The 15,168-nt window shown below is 70.5% G+C and carries 15 protein-coding genes; 10 read left to right on the forward strand and 5 right to left on the reverse strand.

The window, feature by feature from the left end; all coding sequences use genetic code 11:
- Window positions 1-134: 134 nt before the first annotated feature.
- Window positions 135-683 (reverse strand): SOS response-associated peptidase family protein, encoded by a 549-nt coding sequence (locus tag Q0R13_RS20305; protein WP_293907395.1) that lies wholly within the window; start codon window positions 681-683, stop codon window positions 135-137.
- Between the two features lie 56 nt (window positions 684-739).
- Window positions 740-1,384: a helix-turn-helix domain-containing protein gene (locus Q0R13_RS20310; protein WP_293907397.1), complete on the reverse strand. Its 645-nt coding sequence runs from the start codon at window positions 1,382-1,384 to the stop codon at window positions 740-742.
- Window positions 1,385-1,466: 82 nt separating this feature from the next.
- Between Q0R13_RS20310 and Q0R13_RS20315 the strand changes: the two genes are divergently transcribed.
- The 3 genes from Q0R13_RS20315 to Q0R13_RS20325 are packed head-to-tail and all read left to right on the forward strand — an operon-like array spanning window position 1,467 to window position 2,475.
- Window positions 1,467-1,694 (forward strand): hypothetical protein, encoded by a 228-nt coding sequence (locus Q0R13_RS20315; RefSeq protein WP_293907399.1) that lies wholly within the window; start codon window positions 1,467-1,469, stop codon window positions 1,692-1,694.
- A complete protein-coding gene (locus Q0R13_RS20320) occupies window positions 1,691-1,903 on the forward strand; it encodes a hypothetical protein (protein ID WP_293907401.1) in 213 nt (70 codons plus the stop codon). The genes Q0R13_RS20315 and Q0R13_RS20320 overlap by 4 nt, the downstream gene beginning before the upstream one ends.
- An 11-nt stretch (window positions 1,904-1,914) precedes the next feature.
- The gene (locus Q0R13_RS20325) at window positions 1,915-2,475 is read left to right on the forward strand and encodes a hypothetical protein (RefSeq protein WP_293907403.1); all 561 of its coding nucleotides are present in this window, start codon (window positions 1,915-1,917) and stop codon (window positions 2,473-2,475) included.
- An 83-nt stretch (window positions 2,476-2,558) separates the two neighbouring features.
- Here the strand turns inward: Q0R13_RS20325 and Q0R13_RS20330 are convergent, their stop codons facing one another.
- The 3 genes from Q0R13_RS20330 to Q0R13_RS20340 all read right to left on the reverse strand — a co-directional run bounded on the left by Q0R13_RS20330 (window position 2,559) and on the right by Q0R13_RS20340 (window position 9,354).
- The gene (locus Q0R13_RS20330) at window positions 2,559-3,314 is read right to left on the reverse strand and encodes a PEPxxWA-CTERM sorting domain-containing protein (protein ID WP_293907405.1); all 756 of its coding nucleotides are present in this window, start codon (window positions 3,312-3,314) and stop codon (window positions 2,559-2,561) included.
- Between the two features lie 237 nt (window positions 3,315-3,551).
- A complete protein-coding gene (locus tag Q0R13_RS20335; protein ID WP_293907407.1) occupies window positions 3,552-4,643 on the reverse strand; it encodes a hypothetical protein in 1,092 nt (363 codons plus the stop codon).
- Between the two features lie 853 nt (window positions 4,644-5,496).
- Window positions 5,497-9,354: a kelch repeat-containing protein gene (locus Q0R13_RS20340; RefSeq protein ID WP_293907409.1), complete on the reverse strand. Its 3,858-nt coding sequence runs from the start codon at window positions 9,352-9,354 to the stop codon at window positions 5,497-5,499.
- 217 nt (window positions 9,355-9,571) lie between these two features.
- On the opposite strand from Q0R13_RS20340, the gene Q0R13_RS20345 reads away from it, so the two are divergent.
- From Q0R13_RS20345 to Q0R13_RS20375, 7 genes are all read left to right on the forward strand, one after another.
- Window positions 9,572-10,081 (forward strand): hypothetical protein, encoded by a 510-nt coding sequence (locus Q0R13_RS20345; RefSeq protein ID WP_293907411.1) that lies wholly within the window; start codon window positions 9,572-9,574, stop codon window positions 10,079-10,081.
- Entirely contained in the window at window positions 10,078-11,466 is a 1,389-nt protein-coding gene (locus tag Q0R13_RS20350) for a hypothetical protein (RefSeq protein ID WP_293907413.1), read from the forward strand. The genes Q0R13_RS20345 and Q0R13_RS20350 overlap by 4 nt, the downstream gene beginning before the upstream one ends.
- Before the next feature lie 302 nt (window positions 11,467-11,768).
- Window positions 11,769-12,260: a hypothetical protein gene (locus Q0R13_RS20355; RefSeq protein ID WP_293907415.1), complete on the forward strand. Its 492-nt coding sequence runs from the start codon at window positions 11,769-11,771 to the stop codon at window positions 12,258-12,260.
- Window positions 12,261-12,262: 2 nt separating this feature from the next.
- Entirely contained in the window at window positions 12,263-12,676 is a 414-nt protein-coding gene (locus tag Q0R13_RS20360) for a BlaI/MecI/CopY family transcriptional regulator (RefSeq protein WP_293907417.1), read from the forward strand.
- A gap of 84 nt (window positions 12,677-12,760) precedes the next feature.
- On the forward strand, window positions 12,761-13,186 hold the full coding sequence (locus tag Q0R13_RS20365; RefSeq protein WP_293907419.1) for an OsmC family protein: 426 nt from the start codon (window positions 12,761-12,763) through the stop codon (window positions 13,184-13,186).
- A 41-nt stretch (window positions 13,187-13,227) separates the two neighbouring features.
- Entirely contained in the window at window positions 13,228-13,413 is a 186-nt protein-coding gene (locus Q0R13_RS20370) for a hypothetical protein (RefSeq protein ID WP_293907421.1), read from the forward strand.
- 263 nt (window positions 13,414-13,676) lie between these two features.
- Window positions 13,677-15,168 (forward strand): portal protein (locus tag Q0R13_RS20375; protein WP_293907423.1); only part of this gene is annotated, 1,492 nt, incomplete at its 3' end.

Here is a 15,168-nt window from a genome sequence, read left to right on the forward strand (position 1 = left end):
GCCGATTTTCGCCCTCTCATGGCCCTTCCGCTCAAACAGGCAAAATCTCGTAGTTGAAATAATTGGGTTTTCTGAATCTCTAGGGCTGCAAACTTGCGCCTCAGGCACCCCAAAAAACCTATTTCAACAACCTGCTAGCGGACCTGGGTGACCTTGAGCGTTCCGGCCGGGGCGGGCGCGATCGGGGGCTGTGGGCGACCCAAGTCGAGCCAAGCGGCCCAGTGGTCGCGCGGCAGGATGACGACCTGGCGGTCGTGGTAGGGCGCGATGTCCGGGCCCGGCGCGCAGGTCAGCAGGGTGAAGCGGTCGTCGCGGACGAAGCCGGCGATGGCCAGGAACGGCCTTTCCGCCGGTTCGAACAGCCACTTTGACTTCGGCGCCTTGGTCCCGGTGAACTCGAAAAAGCCGTCGGCCGGGACCAGGCAGCGGCCCTTGGGAAACGCCCGGCCGTCCGAGCGGAAATTGATGATCGGCCCCTTCGGCCCGGGGAAGCCCCAGCGGAGCTGGGCGAGGTGCGCGCCACCCGCCTGACCGGTCAGGACATAGGCCGGGTCGGTCGGCCGGATCGAAGGACGGGGTTCCAGGTTCGGCGCGCCGCCAGCCCAGGTGAGCGGCATCTCCAGCTCACTGAAGGCGGCCAGGAGGTCGTCGAGCGAGTCCTGGAAGCGGAATTCGTTGCACATGCCGGCTGTATTTTACCTCCCGTCCTGTCGACGTTGAGAGATGTATATTGCATACATCAGGCCGCGCCACGAATAATCCGGCGGGCCTGAAACGGCGGGATGATGGCGGTGATGTGGGCGGCCCAGCGCAGGCGGGCGTCCTGGCGAGTGGGGCCGGCGACGCTCTCCAGGTCGAACAGGCCGGGGCGCGACCCACGCAGCAGGCGCTTGACCAGCACCTCGTCGGTGTCGAGCTCGACCACCACCACATGGCCCAGCATGTCCGGCGTGGGCGCCGTGCGCTGGTCCTCGAAATAGATCAGCGCCCCGTCGTCGGCGACGCCGCGCATGGAGTGGCCGACCACCCTCAGGGCGCGGGCCTGGTCGGTGCCGCCAGGGGGGATCGGCGCCAGCTCCGCCGGGTCGTCCCCAGTGGCGAAGAGCACGGTCCCCTCGGGGTTGGCGCCCACCCGGCCGATCACCGGGACCATCCCGCTTGCGGCGAGCGGCTGCATCGCGCCGGCGGCGTCATAGAGCCATTCCGGGCTGACCCCGAAGGCCGCGGCATATTCCTTGGCGCGCCGGTAGGAGAAGGGCGCGTTGCCGTTCTCGTTGGAGGCATAGGTGTTGCGGCTCCAGCCGAACGCATCGGCCGCGGCGGCCGCGGTCTCGAATCCCCGGTCCACCCGCGCCTGGCGCAGCCGCTGGGCCCGCCCGTCCATTCCGGAAGCCGATGTCATGTTGCAGTGGATAACCTACAGAACCCTCTTGCGCAATCACAGTAGATTTTCTACATTCATCCGCATGAAACAAGCATATCCCATCCCTTACGTCGAAATCGGTCGTGGCTACGCCGCGTTGCGGTTTGGCGGGGCCTCGCATGGGCGGGCGGCGGTCGAGCTGGGGCTGCCGGCCGCCGAAGTCCGTATCCTCGAAGCACGACTGCAGGCGCGCCGGCCGCGGTCCGCGAGCGATCGCACCCATGCCGCGGCGGTCAGGGCGGCCGGCGGCTATCCGGTGCTGGACCGATGAGCGGGCAAGATGATTCCGCAGGCGAGGGGGCGGCGGCCCTGGTGGCCGGCGCGCTCAGCCGCCGCAGGCCGGGCGAGCGGGGGCGGTTCCTGCATGAACTGCTGGCCCACACGGCCGCCGGGCTGGTGGTGATCGAGGGCGAGGTGGAGGCGTGCGAGGCGGTCTACCGGCTGGCCGACGCGGTGGTGGCGCGCGCGTGCCGCACATGAGCGGCGCCGGTTTGAAAGACCCGGCGGGGGCGGCGCGGCACCGGCTGCTGCGGCTGGAGCGGCTGGCGCAGACGCGGGCGGAGACCCGGGCGGTGACGGAGGGGGTCGCCGAGACGGTGGCCCTGTCGCGCGCGCGGGGCGAGGCGATCGCGCAGGCGGCCGCCGGCAAGCGGGCCCAGCCCTATCGCCGGCAGAGCGGCCTGGACTGGCTGGCCGGCAAGGGGCGGATCGGGCCGGCGGCCAAGGCGGCGGGCGAGCGCTACGGCTGGGCCTTTCGCCGCGCCAAGGCAGAGCCGCCGATCGCCTCGACCCTGAACCTGAGACCCGGCCGCGGCGCGGCGCCGACCCCGCCGCTGCAGGAGATCCTGGCGCACGGCGAGGGGACCGAGGTGGCGCGCCGCCGGTTGGCGGCGTTCCGCGCGCGCCTCTGCCGGCAGGCCGACCTGGTGGCCGCCTGCGACCTGATCTGCGGCGAGGAACGGACGCCGCGCGAAGCCGCCGGTCGCGACCGCGACGCCGGCCGGCTGGAGGCGGTGCTCAAGGTGGCGCTGGATATCCTGGCCGCCGGCTGAGGCGACGGCAAGTTGCCGGCTCCGCGGCTGCACGGCCGCGGAGCCGGCTTGAGGGCGCGCGGCTTAAGCCGCGCCCGCCTCAATCAGGCAGGGGCGCGGGCGATGGCGCCCGGGCCCGGACGGCGGCGGAGCAGGACGCCGGCGCCGAAGAACCCCAGGATCATCATCGCCCAGGCCTGCGGCTCGGGGACGCCGCCGCCGGCGCCCGTGGCCTCGGCATAGGTGGCGACCCCATCGAAGGTCTTCAGCGTGTCGAGGCGGCCGTGGAAATATTCGGCGCAGCAGAACTGATGCCCCAGGCGGGTGTCGACGCCGCCGGTGGTGAAGCCGCCGAACGCCGTGGTGAAGGGCGTGGCGTTATCGATCGAGAAACTCAGGGCCCCGGCCCCGAAGGTCAGCAGGAGATCGTGGAAGCCGCCGACCGCGGGCACGCCGAGGCCGGAGGGCGCCACGTAGTCGCCGAGCCGGAAGCCGCCTGCGCCATCCTCGCCGATGTAGAAGCCCGGGCCGCCGGAGAAGCCCTGGGAGATCAGCTCGGTGATGCCCTGCAGGTCCGGCTGGAACTCCGCGCGCAGGTAGACCGAGAACGGGCCGGCGGTGTCGACGATCTTCGCGCCGAACTGGACGTAGTCGTCGAGGCCGTCGAGGACCAGCGCGCTGCCGGCGACCGAGGCGCCGTTCAGCAACTGGCCGTTCGCCCCGCCGACGCTGTCGAGGACCAGGCCGCCGTTGCCGGTCTTGAAGTCATAGGCGTGGACCAGGGTCGCGGCGGCGGCGGCCGGGCCGGCGATGGCCGTGGCCGCCAGGGCGGCGGCGCAGAGAAGACGGGCGATACGCATCGGAAGGAACCCCAAGCTACTGGCGAGCCGGCCCCCGGCCGACGCGGCGCATCAATGCCCGTCGCGCAGGCGCCGCGCCTCCCCCGATCGGGGGTCTCCGGGCTGGTCTGTCACCTCTTCAGCCGGGCAGGGCAGCAGGCCACCTTCTCCCGCAGGAGGAAGGATTGGAGGTGGGCGGCGTGTCGGCTCTCACCAACACTTGCCCTATCGACGCGCGGTGTCGCCGTCGGGGATCGGCTACTGGACGCCGCCCGGCGTGGCGGGCTTGGGCTTGGCGGCGGCGGCTTCCTGCTGGCGGGCGCCGGCGAGCATGCCCGGAAGGGCGTAGTTGCCCTCGTGGCAGGCGTATTCGTAGATGATCCCCTGCAGGGGCGCGAATTCGTACTCGCCGCCCCAGGGCTTGTCCCAGACGGCCGGGTCCTCGGCGGTGAACTGGTAGAGCACCCGGTCCTTGGCGACTCGGGTGAATTTCTCAGTGATCTTAAGGGTTTGCCAGGCGCCCATGAAGGCCTGGACCTGCGGGATGTTGGTGGTCTCGACCACCAGGGTGTCGCCCTCCCAGTGGCCGATCGAGTCGCCCATCAGCGGGCGCACGCCGTCGGTGCGGTGCGGGCTGTTCAGGCGCACGATGCGGGTGTCGTGGACCATCTCGACCTGGATGACGAAGGCGTCGGGGGTCTGCACGAACTGATAGTTGTTGTTGTAGAAGCCGTTGGGGAACATCGGCGGGCCGGCGTTGCGGCCGAACGACAGGATGCAGCGCTCGCCCATCGAGCGGTTTTCCGGATTGTCGAACGAGCCCAGGCCGCCGCCGGGACGGAAGCCGCCGGCCGCCGCCGCGCCGGTCTTGCGCGCCGGGGGCAGTCCGTTGGCGGTGGTGATCAGCGAGGTCCGCGGCTCGCCATGCACGCGCATGATCTGCGAGCCGGGGTCGAGCCAGCCGCGGTTATAGCCGCCGACGTCGCCGCCGGCCGCCGCGAACTCGGGCCGGATCTTGGAGGCGTCGGCCTTGGGGGCCTCGGCCGGGGCATTGGGATCGGTGGGCTTGTTGCCGTCCTCGACCTCCTGGACGACGGCGGCCTCCATCTTCCTGACCTCGTCCGGCGTGTAGGCCGCGCGGCCGCCGACGCTCGGCGAGCGGGTCATCGGGGTCAGGGTGGAGTTGCTCCAGAAGCCCGACAGGTCCGGCTGCCCGAAGCTGGTGCGCGGCGCCTTCCAGACGGCGGGGGCCTTGGCGGGGGCGGCCTTGGCCGGCGCGTCGGCGGCGGTCGCGGCGAGCGGGGCGGCGCAGAGCGCGGTTCCGAGGGCGAGGATGAGGGCGCGATGCACGGGGCGACTCCGGGGTGATTTTGGCGGCTCAGTTGGCGGAGGCTATACCGCATATTCGATACGCGTGGCCACCGGGCATCGGTTTCGGCGGTGCAACGCGGGCGAGGGGATGGCGGGGGCGCTGAGGCAGGGCCGTGCGCGGTGGATCTTGATGTTCACGATTTGTCTTGACATCTGGGCGCGAATTCGGTACGATGTTGTCACAGTTGATGAGTGCGTCCGGGAGTGGCAGCCTGCAGGGGACGGGCGGGTGGCGCGGCGCTCACGCTTGCGGCGGTACAGGGCTCGGTAGCTGTGAAGCGGCTGGCGCGAGCATCCTCCAGGATGCCAACGGCCCTTGAATCCCAGGGTTTATTGCGAGCCTGCCGCTCAAGCCCAGTCAAGGTCGCGCCCCTGGCGCGCCGCGCGGCGGTCGCCCTGCGGGCGAACCTTGAATTGGCCTGAGCGGCAGGCAAAGTCTGGCTATGGGTTTCAGGGTTCAGACTGGGCGATGCGAATAGGGCGGGGTGATTTAACCTGTTTCGAATTCCAGTCTTCGAACTGCGCGCTGATCCCGGGATACCGCTCATCCCGGCGAAGGCCGGGACCCAAGCAGCGGCGGCCCCTCGCGCCGCCGTGTGTGGTTAGGCTCGGCTTGGGTCCCCGCCTTCGCGGAGATGAGCGGATGTAGGGGTAGCAGTTAAATAAACTGTCACCGAAATGACTAGGACCTCGCCGCCGCGTTGGGGTGCAACGCCCTGGCCCTGGTGGCCGACACCTCGCTGTCGGGACGCAGGGTCGCCCGCGAACTAGACGCCATCATCGCTCAGCGCGGGCGACCGGGCATGTACGGCCCCGAATTCTGACGGCCGCCCTAGTCGTCGACCTGCCCGGCGATCGCCAGGCTGCCGACGCGGTGGTTGTGGAGCAGGTGGACGCGGACGGTGGCGCGCGACGCCCAGGCTTCGCGGGCGAGGGCTTCGATCCGCCGCTCGTCGCTCACCACGATGCGGTGATGGTCGTGGGCGGTTTCGACGACGAAGCCGGAGAAATCGCCGAAGTGATCGTAGCGCAGGGAGACTATTTTCCCGGTGACCGCGTCGTCGTCGTGATCGTGGTCGCGGTGACGATGGTCATGTCCGTGGTCGTGGTCGTGGTCGTGATCGTGATCGCCGCCGCCGCCGTGGCCGCCGCCCTTGCCGGGATGGCGCCAGTCGCCGTCGCCGGTCGGGACGATCTTGGTCGGGTCGCCGCCCATGCCGGCGACGCGGCCGGTATGGACCTCGACCAGCCGGCGGAAGACGGGCCACCACTTGGTCTCGATCGGCACCGTCAGTTCGATGTGGCGCAGGATCGACAGCGTGCGCTCCTCGGTCGCGAGCAGGTCGTGGCGCGTGCTGACCGGAATGACGACACTGAACGCGCCGATCGTGCGGCGGTAGAGGAAGCCTTTGCGACCCGCGGTGTCGTCACGCGTCAGCGTGTCGGGTGGCGCGGCGGCGACGTTGATCCGGGGGTTCCGCTCGGCCTTGATCTTCTGCCCGATCTCGACCGCGCGGCCGGCGCCGAAGCGCGCGCCGGTCAGTTGGCGGACGCGGACCGAGTGGCGCTGGCCCTTGCGCACCGTCGGCGGCAGTTCGATGGACAGCAGGCCGACGTGGTCGACCGTTCCGCCGCCGGGGATCGGCACGAAGGTGACGCCGCCGGCGGTGCAGCGCAGCGTATGCGCATCGACCTTGGCGAGCCGGTTGGAGACGTACATCCGCCGCGCCCAGGCGATCGCGGCGTCGGCGTCGACGGTCGGCAGGTAGAGCTCCGCCTGGGTCCCCCCCGGCACCGTGCCCCAGTCGATCATCAGCTCGTCGGGCCGGCCGTCGAGCGGCGCGGCCGGGGTCGGGCGGATCTGCAGCGTCTGGGGCGCGATGCGCGAATTGACCACGCCGGGATTGGGCACGCCGAGGATGGAGAGGTTGCGCTGCGCGAGCTTGTCCGACGTCGAGGGATCGGCCGAGTTGGGGATCGTCTGGCCGTCGAGGTTGATCTCAGCGATCAGGCACTGGTGGAGGCTGCGGATATGCTGCTGAATCGACAGCAGCGGGCCCGCCCCCACGAACGGCCCGTCGGGCAGGTTGGCCGGCGTCGTGCCGAGCAGCCGCGCCGGAAACCGCAGGTCGTTCGGCTGGTTGATGTCGAGCCAGCACCCGAAATAGGCGACCGTCTCCAACCCCAGCGTGTCGTGGGCGATGGTGCGGACGTTCGGCGCATCGGTCTGGGTCGTCATGCTGACGGCGGCCGAATTGACCCGCGGCTCGGCGAAGAACGGGATCGTGGCGATCTCGTCGCCCTGGCGGCCGAGCAGCGGCACGTGGCGCGCGCCCGCCGCGAAGGTCCGGTACAGCGTCTGCGGATCGTGCGCGGCGCTGGTCTGCTGGGCCGGCCACATGCGGAAGAAGCAACGGACATTGGCCGCGTCCAGGTTGAGGTCGCGCAGGCGGACCTTGGCGAGCGCGAAGTTGAACAGCGGCGTGCCGCCGGCGTCGGTCGGGGCGAGCGCCAGCTGCTCGGCGGCTTCCTGCGGATCGAGATTGTCGAACTCGGCGCCCAGCGTCGGGTGGGCGGGGTTGTTGAGATTGGTCAGGACGGACTGGATGAAGGTGGTCGCGGCGCCGGCGCCGCTGCCCATCGTCACGGCGAAGCGGCGGCCGTTCTGCGACACCTGGAACACCCGCATGTCGATGCTGGTCCACCAGTCGACCCCGCGGCCGGGGTCGCCGTCGAGGATGTAGGGATTGGGCGACTTGAGCAGGCGCAGCACGCCCGAATTGCTCACCGTCGCGCCGGCCGCGCCGATCACAGCGGTCAGGACATGATCCTCGAAGTCCCCGCCGAAGCCGAACATGGCGTCGTTGTCGAAGCGCAGCGCAAAGGGAAAGGTGAAGCGTTGCGGCACGTTCGGCGGCATCGACGGGTCCTCGGGCAGGACCGTGCCGCGCTGGACGACATGGACGCCCGGCAACGGCGGCGCGAACGTGGGCGGGTTCGGCGGCGACGCGAGGTTGGCCGCGGTCAGTCCGAGCTCGTTGGCGGTGTAGCCCTCGACGATGACCAGCACCGCGGGATCGACCACCGCCGGCGCACCGTTGAGCGCGATCAGCCCCTGGACCTCGCCATGGCTGACGTTCGAGCGGTCCATGACGACATAACAGTCGCGGGTCCCCACCTGGACCGCGAGCGGGGCCGAGGCGATGGCATTGGCCACGACCTCCATCGTCCACGCCCCTGGCGACAGGTTGAACGGCGCCTCCATGATCGCCGTCACCGTGGCGGCGCCGGTGGCGATGCCCATCGTCGAAAATCCGTGGGTGCGGCAATAGTGGACATCGCCGCCGTTGCGCAGCCGCACCAGCGGGAAGTTGGTCGCGTTCTGGCGGTCGTCGCCATAGCCGTTGGCGTGGCTCAACCCGTTCAGCTGGGTGCCGGCGATCTGATAGGCATGGCCGGCGATCAGCGCGGTCGGCGCCGCCGTCAGCACCGGCCGGAACTGGTCGAGCGGGGTCAGCTCGGCCGCGTCGGGGACATATTCGTTGATCGTGTTCTGCTGGCCCGACATCAGGACGTGGCCATTGGGCAGCAGCAGGAAGCAGCACATCCACGTCCAGCCCGACGCGCTGGTCGGCTGGACGGCGGGGACCGACAAGGTGTTGGCGTTGGGATCGTAGTCGCAGATCGTCACCGGGCCGGAGAAGAACTGGCCGTTGGCGGACGGATCGACCGGGCCCGAGGTGATCAGCACATGGCCGTTGGGCAGCAGGACGCAGGCGCCGTCGCTGGACGTCTGGAGGCGGTTGGGCGCGTTCACGTTGGTCGGGTCGGCGGGCAGGTTGGGGCCGGCGACCCAGCTGCCGAGGGCGGTCGGCGTTGCGCCGGGCAGGTAGACCGCGGTCCGGCCGCTGGCGCCGACGAAGAAGGCATGGCCGTTCTGCAAGGTGACGGCGGCGCCGATCTCGTTGAAATTCTTGCCGCCGAGGACGCCGATCGGCAGCGTCTGGGGCGTCACCCCGGCGGTGATCCAGCGGTCTTCGGACGGCACGTACATCTCGGCGTTCTGCGTCGCGGTCGCGCCGAAGGTCTGTACGGTCAGGACGTTGTTGTTCGGCAGCAGGCACCAGCTTTCCTCGTTGGTGGTGCCGACCTTGGTGTTGGCGACCGTGGCGAAGCGCGTCCCCGCCTGGACCCAAGAATTGTTGGCCGGATCCCAGATCGCGGTCTGCGCCGAGCCGATCGCGCCGAACAGGACGCGCCCGTCGTCGAGGACGATGGAGATCGCATCGCCGACGATGAAGTCGAACCCGGGCGTCGGCTTGGTCATCGCCGACCAGGTGTTGGTCACGGGATCGAAGATTTCGCCGCGGGTGTCCTTGTCCTGGGTGGTGTCGGTATTGCCGAGGATGTCGGAGAACTCGCCGCCGACGACGTAGACGCGGCCGTCCCTGAGCACACCGCTGGAGAAGAACTGGCGCTGACCGCTCATCGGCAGCGCGCCGGACCAGCTGCCGTTGCGATAGTCGCCGCTGCCGTCGGGCGTCAGGCGATACCAGTTGGCCCCGCCGAAGTTCTTGCTGAGCGATGGCCGGTTGGCGTCGTGGACGAGGACCGTGCCGTCGGTCAGCAGCAGCATCGTGTCGGCGTTGAGCCCCGACGGCGCGTTGAACGTGTTCCAGGCACCCGTCATCGCAATCAGCTCCTACCCTTGGCCCTAGCCGCCAGCAGAGATCTTGGTCGTGACAACGACTGACGTCGCCGTCGCGTTGGAGCTTACTCCCCGTCCGCGTGGCGGCAAGGCCGGGTGAACCGAAATCGCCGTGAAGGGCGGGTGGTCCCAACGGGTCGCCGCCGGCGCCCAGGCCGAGCCACCCTCAATTCCATTCCCATCGAAAAGGAGCCCCCTCATGACCGAGCGGACGAAGAGCAAGCGCGGGCCGTTGCTGCGGCGGACGAAGAAGCCGGATGCGGAGGGTTTCATCGTCGGGACCCAGTATTCGGAGAAGATCGCCGCCGAGATCGTCAAGCGCCTCGCCAATGGGGAGAGCTGGATGTCGCTGGCCAACACCGGCGACTTCCCCTCGCACAGCACGATCTACGTCTGGCGGGACCGGTATCCCGAGTTCGGCGCGGCGCTGCGGTGGGCGCGGGAGGCGGCGGCGGACCTGAAGGCCGACCGGGCGCTGGAGGTGGCGGAGAAGGCGACGTCGGCGACGGTGTCGTCCGACCGGCTGCACTACCAGGCGCTGATGAAGCGGGCGGCGTTCGATGGGCCGGAGCGGTGGAGCGATAGATCCCGCGGGCCGGCCAAGTCCGAGCCGGTCGAGGTGACCTTCTACCTGCGCCATTTCGAGCGGGTCGTGGGGGCGGACGGCAAGGCGCGCGTGCGCGAGATCAAGCCGAGGCGGCGGTCGTGAGCGGCTGCGGGCGGCGGAAAGTCGCGGCGGGGCGTGAGGCGCCTGTCGCCAAGGCGGCCGAGGCGGTCGGCCTGCCGATCGGCTGGGATCCGCGCGATCACCAGCTGGACCTCTGGAAGGCGCTGCGGCGCGGCGTGACGCGCGCCGACGTCGTGGCGCATCGGCGGTGGGGCAAGGATGAGGTGGCGCTGCACTGGGCGAACTGGGCGGCGCAGGATCGCGTGGGGGGCTACTGGCACCTGCTGCCCGAGGCCAGCCAGGGTCGCAAGGCGATCTGGGACGCCGTGAACCCGCACACCGGCCGGCGGCGGATCGAGGAGGCGTTTCCGCCGGACGTGAAGCCGGTGTTCAAGGAGGCGGAGATGCAGGTGGAGTTCGGCAACGGCTCCACCTGGCAGGTGCTGGGGTCGGACAACTACAACAGCCTGATGGGCGCCTCGGTGGCTGGCGTGGTGCTGAGCGAGTGGTCGTTGGCCAAGCCCGACGCGTGGACCTACATCCGCCCGATCCTGGCGGAGAACGGCGGCTGGGCGCTGTTCCTGTGGACGCCGCGGGGGCGCAACCACGCGACCCGGGCTTTTGAGAGCCGCGCGAAGGACCCGGACTGGTTCTGCGTGAAGGCGCCGGCCACCGCGACGGAGGTGTTCACGCCCGCGCAGCTGGCCAAGGAGCGGGCCGAGCTGGTCGCCGAGCTGGGCTCGGTGGAGGAGGGGGAGGCGCGGTTCGCGTCGGAGTATCTGGTGGACTTCGATGCGGCGGCGCCGGGAGCCTATTACGCCGCGCTGCTGGGAGCGGCGGAGCGGGCGGGGCGGGTCGGGCGCGTGCCGGCGGACCCCTCGCTGCCGGTGGACACCGCCTGGGACCTGGGCATCGACGACTATACGGCGATCTGGTTCTTTCAGCAGGCCGGCCGAGAGATCCGGGTGGTCGACTACTACGAGACCAGCGGCCAGGGGCTGCCGGCGATCGTCGGGGCGGCGATCGCGGGGCGGCCGTACCTTTGGGGGACGCACCACCTGCCGCACGACGTGATGGTGCGTGAGCTGGGCACCGGGCGGTCGCGCTACGACACCTTGGCCTCGCTGGGGCTGCGGCGGATCGAGGTGGGCACGGCGACCGACCCGGAGGAGCGGGTCAACGCCGCGCGGCTGATGATCCCGATGTGCTGGTTCGACGCCGAGCGCTGTGGGGCCGGGCTGGAGCGGCTGAAGGCTTATCGCAAGCGCTGGAGCCGGGCGACGCTGAGCTATGCCGGGCCGTTGCACGACCAGGCGAGCCATGGGGCCGACGCGTTCGGGGAGTATGCGCTGGGCCGCCGGGCCGTGGCGGCGCCGCGGCCGGGGGTGCGGCGGGTGGGCGGCGGGGCGCTGTCGTGGATGGCCTGACCGGGCGGCGTGGCGTTAACGGTTTGCCTTGAGCGGTCGTTAAGCGCGCCGGCCTAGAACGGTTTTTGGGGGACGCCGTGGTAGGAGGCCGCGGAGGATGGAGTATCTGCGTCAAGCCATCGACCTGGCCGCCGGACACCCCCTGGCGGCTGTTGCCCTCGCCATCGCGACGCTGCTGTACCTGAACCTGATGCTGTCGGGACCGCGCGCCCACTAGTGGCGGCGCGACGCCGGTTGACTCTTGTTATTACGCGCGTAGCTTTCTGTTGCTACATCTGTAAAAAGCAATGGGAGAGACGGTGATGCGGAGTGCGGGTTTCGGGATGGCGGCGGTGGGCGCCCTGGCGGCGGGCGCGGCGCGGGCGCAGGCGCCTGCCTATGCGGCGGTTCCGCCGGACCAGCGGCTGACGATCTTCCGGGTGTTCGGCCACGCCTCGCCGGTGGTGCAGTTGGTGTTCGCCCTGCTGCTGGTCTCGGCCGTGGCGGCGCTGGCGGTCTGGGCGATGAGCCTGCGCAAGGTGGGCACGGCGGACGCCAGGGGGCTGGCGCAGGCGCTGGGGCGGCTGCGGATCCTGCGCTCGGCGGCCACGCCGCTGGGCCTGCTGGCGGCCAGCTACATCCTGTTTTCCGGCTTCCTGGGGATATCCAACATACGCCCGGCGCCGACCATCACCATCCTGGCGCCCGGCTGGGCGGAGGCGGCGCTGGCGGTGATGCTGGGGCTGCTGGCGACGACCATCGCGGTGGTCTGCGAGCGGCACCTGGAGGGCCGGATCCGCCGCGCCGCGGCCTGACGGTGGCGGCCCCGGACGTCCCGCCGCCGCGCATCTCCACGGCCGAGAGCCAGGTGATGGCGGTGGTCTGGGCAGCGGTCGAGGCGGGCGGCGCCGGGGCCGGGGTCGAGGCGATCCTGGCCGCCGCCGGCCCGGCCAACGGCTGGGGCGAAGCCACGGTGCGGACCCTGATCCACCGGCTGATCCGCAAGGGCGCGCCGCGGTCGGAACGGCGGCGTGGGCTGGTGGGCTATGCGCCGCTGGTCAGCCGCGAGGCCTGGCTGAGCGCAGAGAGCCAGGGGCTGGTCGACCGGCTGTTCGGAGGCCAGCTGGCGCCGCTGGTGGCGCACTTCACCCGCACGCGGGCGGTGTCGGCGCAGGATCTGGCGCGGCTGCGGCGGCTGGTCGCCGACCTGGACGCAGAGGAGGCGGATTGAGGCCGGCTCCGGCGGAATTGTCCAAATCCCGTCACGGTCGGCGCGCTAGGATCGGGGATCACTTCCGCCAATCAGGAGCCGAGCATGATCCGCAAAGGGAACGCCGTCTGGCACGGGACCGGCCGCGACGGGTCGGGCGCGCTGACCTCCGCATCGGGGGTGCTGAGCGCCACGCCCTACAGCTTCAAGACCCGCTTCGAGGGCGAGCCGGGGACCAATCCCGAGGAGCTGATCGCCGCGGCCCACGCGGGCTGCTTCACCATGGCCCTGGCGTTCGCGCTGCAGGGGGCGGGGATCACGCCGGAGGAGCTCAGGACCGAGGCGGCGGTGTCGCTGGACCCGGACGGGGCGGGGTTCAAGATCAGCAAGTCGGCGCTGACGCTGCGGGCGAAGATCCCGGGGCTGGACGCGGCGAAGTTCCTGGCGTTCGCACAAGGGGCGGAGAAGAACTGCCCGGTGTCGAAGGTGCTGAACGCCGAGATTACCCTGGACGCGGCCCTGGAGGATTAGCCGCCGTAGCGCCGGCGGCGCACGGGGCGTAGGGTGAGGGGATGAAGAACTCAGACAACGCCATCGTCGTCGCCGAACGCATCGTCTCCGACGCAGAGGGCAAGGCCGACCGCAAGCTGGAAGTCCTGGCGCATGCCCAGGCGCAGACGGTGCTGCTCAAGGCGCTGCTGCAGGAGATCACCGGCCTGCGCGCCGACCTGGCCGGGAGCAAGGCCAAGGGCGCGTAGCGGCGCGGCCCCTTTTGGCATGCGATTTGTTCACGTTTTGTCTTGACATTCGCGCGCGAATTTGCTAGGTTTTCGTCAGCGTTGATGACTGCGACCGCTTCGCCCCGGCTTTCACGGGGATAAGCGGGGGCTTTGGCTCCGCGGCGCTTTCGATCCAATCCTTCGTGGCCTGCCATCCCGATACGGGGGCGGGCCGCCTTTCATCCGCCGGGCTCGCTCGCGCGGGCCCTTTGCCATGCGCTTTGCAAAATGGGGGCTTTGCCTTGTCCGACGATGAGATCCTCGAGGAAGCCCGCGCGGCGTTCCAGCTGGCGGCAGATGCCGAGGCCGAGAACCGGCGCGAGGCGCTGGACGACCTGCGGTTCGCCCGGCTGGGCGAGCAGTGGCCGCAGCGGACGCGCCGCGAGCGGGAGCTGGAGGGGCGGCCGTGCCTAACCATCAACCGCCTGCCGGCGTTCATCCGCCAGGTGGTCAACGATGCGCGGCAGAACAAGCCGGCGATCTCGGTGCATCCCGTGGACGACGCGGCCGATCCAGAGACGGCGGAGGTGTTCAACGGACTGATCCGGCACATCGAGCAGAGCTCGGACGCGGAGGTGGCCTATGACACGGCGCTGGACTTCGCGGTGACCTGCGGGGTCGGCTATTTCCGCATCAACACCCGCTATGCGGCCGACGACGGCTTCGACCAGGACATCGCCGTGGAGCGGGTGGCGAACCCGTTCTCCATCTATGGCGATCCGGAGGGGACGGCGGCCGACAGCTCCGACTGGAACACCGCCTTCGTGGTCGACAGCCTGCCGCGCGCGGCCTTCGAGGCGCGGTGGAAGGGCGCCGAGGCGGCCGACTGGTCGGCGGACGATCCGACCGCCGGCGGTGGCCTGGCGCTGGACGGCGACCGGGTCAAGGTGGCCGAGTACTGGCGCCGCGAGCGGGAGACGCGGACGATCCTGGCGCTGTCGGACGGGCGCGTCGTGGAGGAGGCGACCTACCGGGCGCAGAAGGCGATCTTCGACGCCCTGGGGGTCAAGCCGGTGGGGCGGCCGCGGCAGGCTGCGAGCCACAAGGTCACGCAGCGGATCGTCAGCGGCGCGGCGGTGCTGGAGACGGTGGACTGGGCCGGTCGGTTCATCCCGATCGTGCCGGTCTATGGCGAGGAGCTGATGGTGGATGGCCGCAGGCGGCTGTCGAGCCTGGTGCGCGACGCCAAGGACCCGCAGCGGATGTTCAACTATTGGCGGACCACCAGCACCGAACTGGTGGCGCTGGCGCCCAAGGCGCCGTTCATCGGGCGCAAGGGGGCGTTCGAGACGGACTCGGACAAGTGGGCCACGGCCAATACGCAGAGCCACGCCTATATCGAATACGACGGCGCCGAGCCGCCGATGCGGCAGGGGTTCGCTGGCGTGCCGGCCGGGGCGCTGCAGGAGGCGCTGAACGCCAGCGACGACATGAAGGCGATCATGGGCCTGCACGACGCTTCGCTGGGGGCGCGGTCGAACGAGACCTCCGGGCGGGCGATCATGGCGCGGCAGCGGGAGGGCGACGTCTCGACCTTCCACTACATCGACAACCTCAGTCGCTCGATCCGCCATGCGGGGCGGATCCTGCTGGACCTGATCCCCAAGGTCTATGCGACCGCCCGAGTGGTGCGGGTGCTGGTGCCGGACGGGGCGGCCAAGGGCGTAGCCGTCGGGCCCGGCGGCCAGGGTGCGGCGGGGCTGGGTGCGGCGGGGCTGGGTGCGGCGGGCCAGG

Origin of the sequence: Phenylobacterium sp., from assembly GCF_025351295.1 — a bacterium.
In the GTDB taxonomy this organism is placed as follows: Bacteria; Pseudomonadota; Alphaproteobacteria; order Caulobacterales; family Caulobacteraceae; genus Phenylobacterium.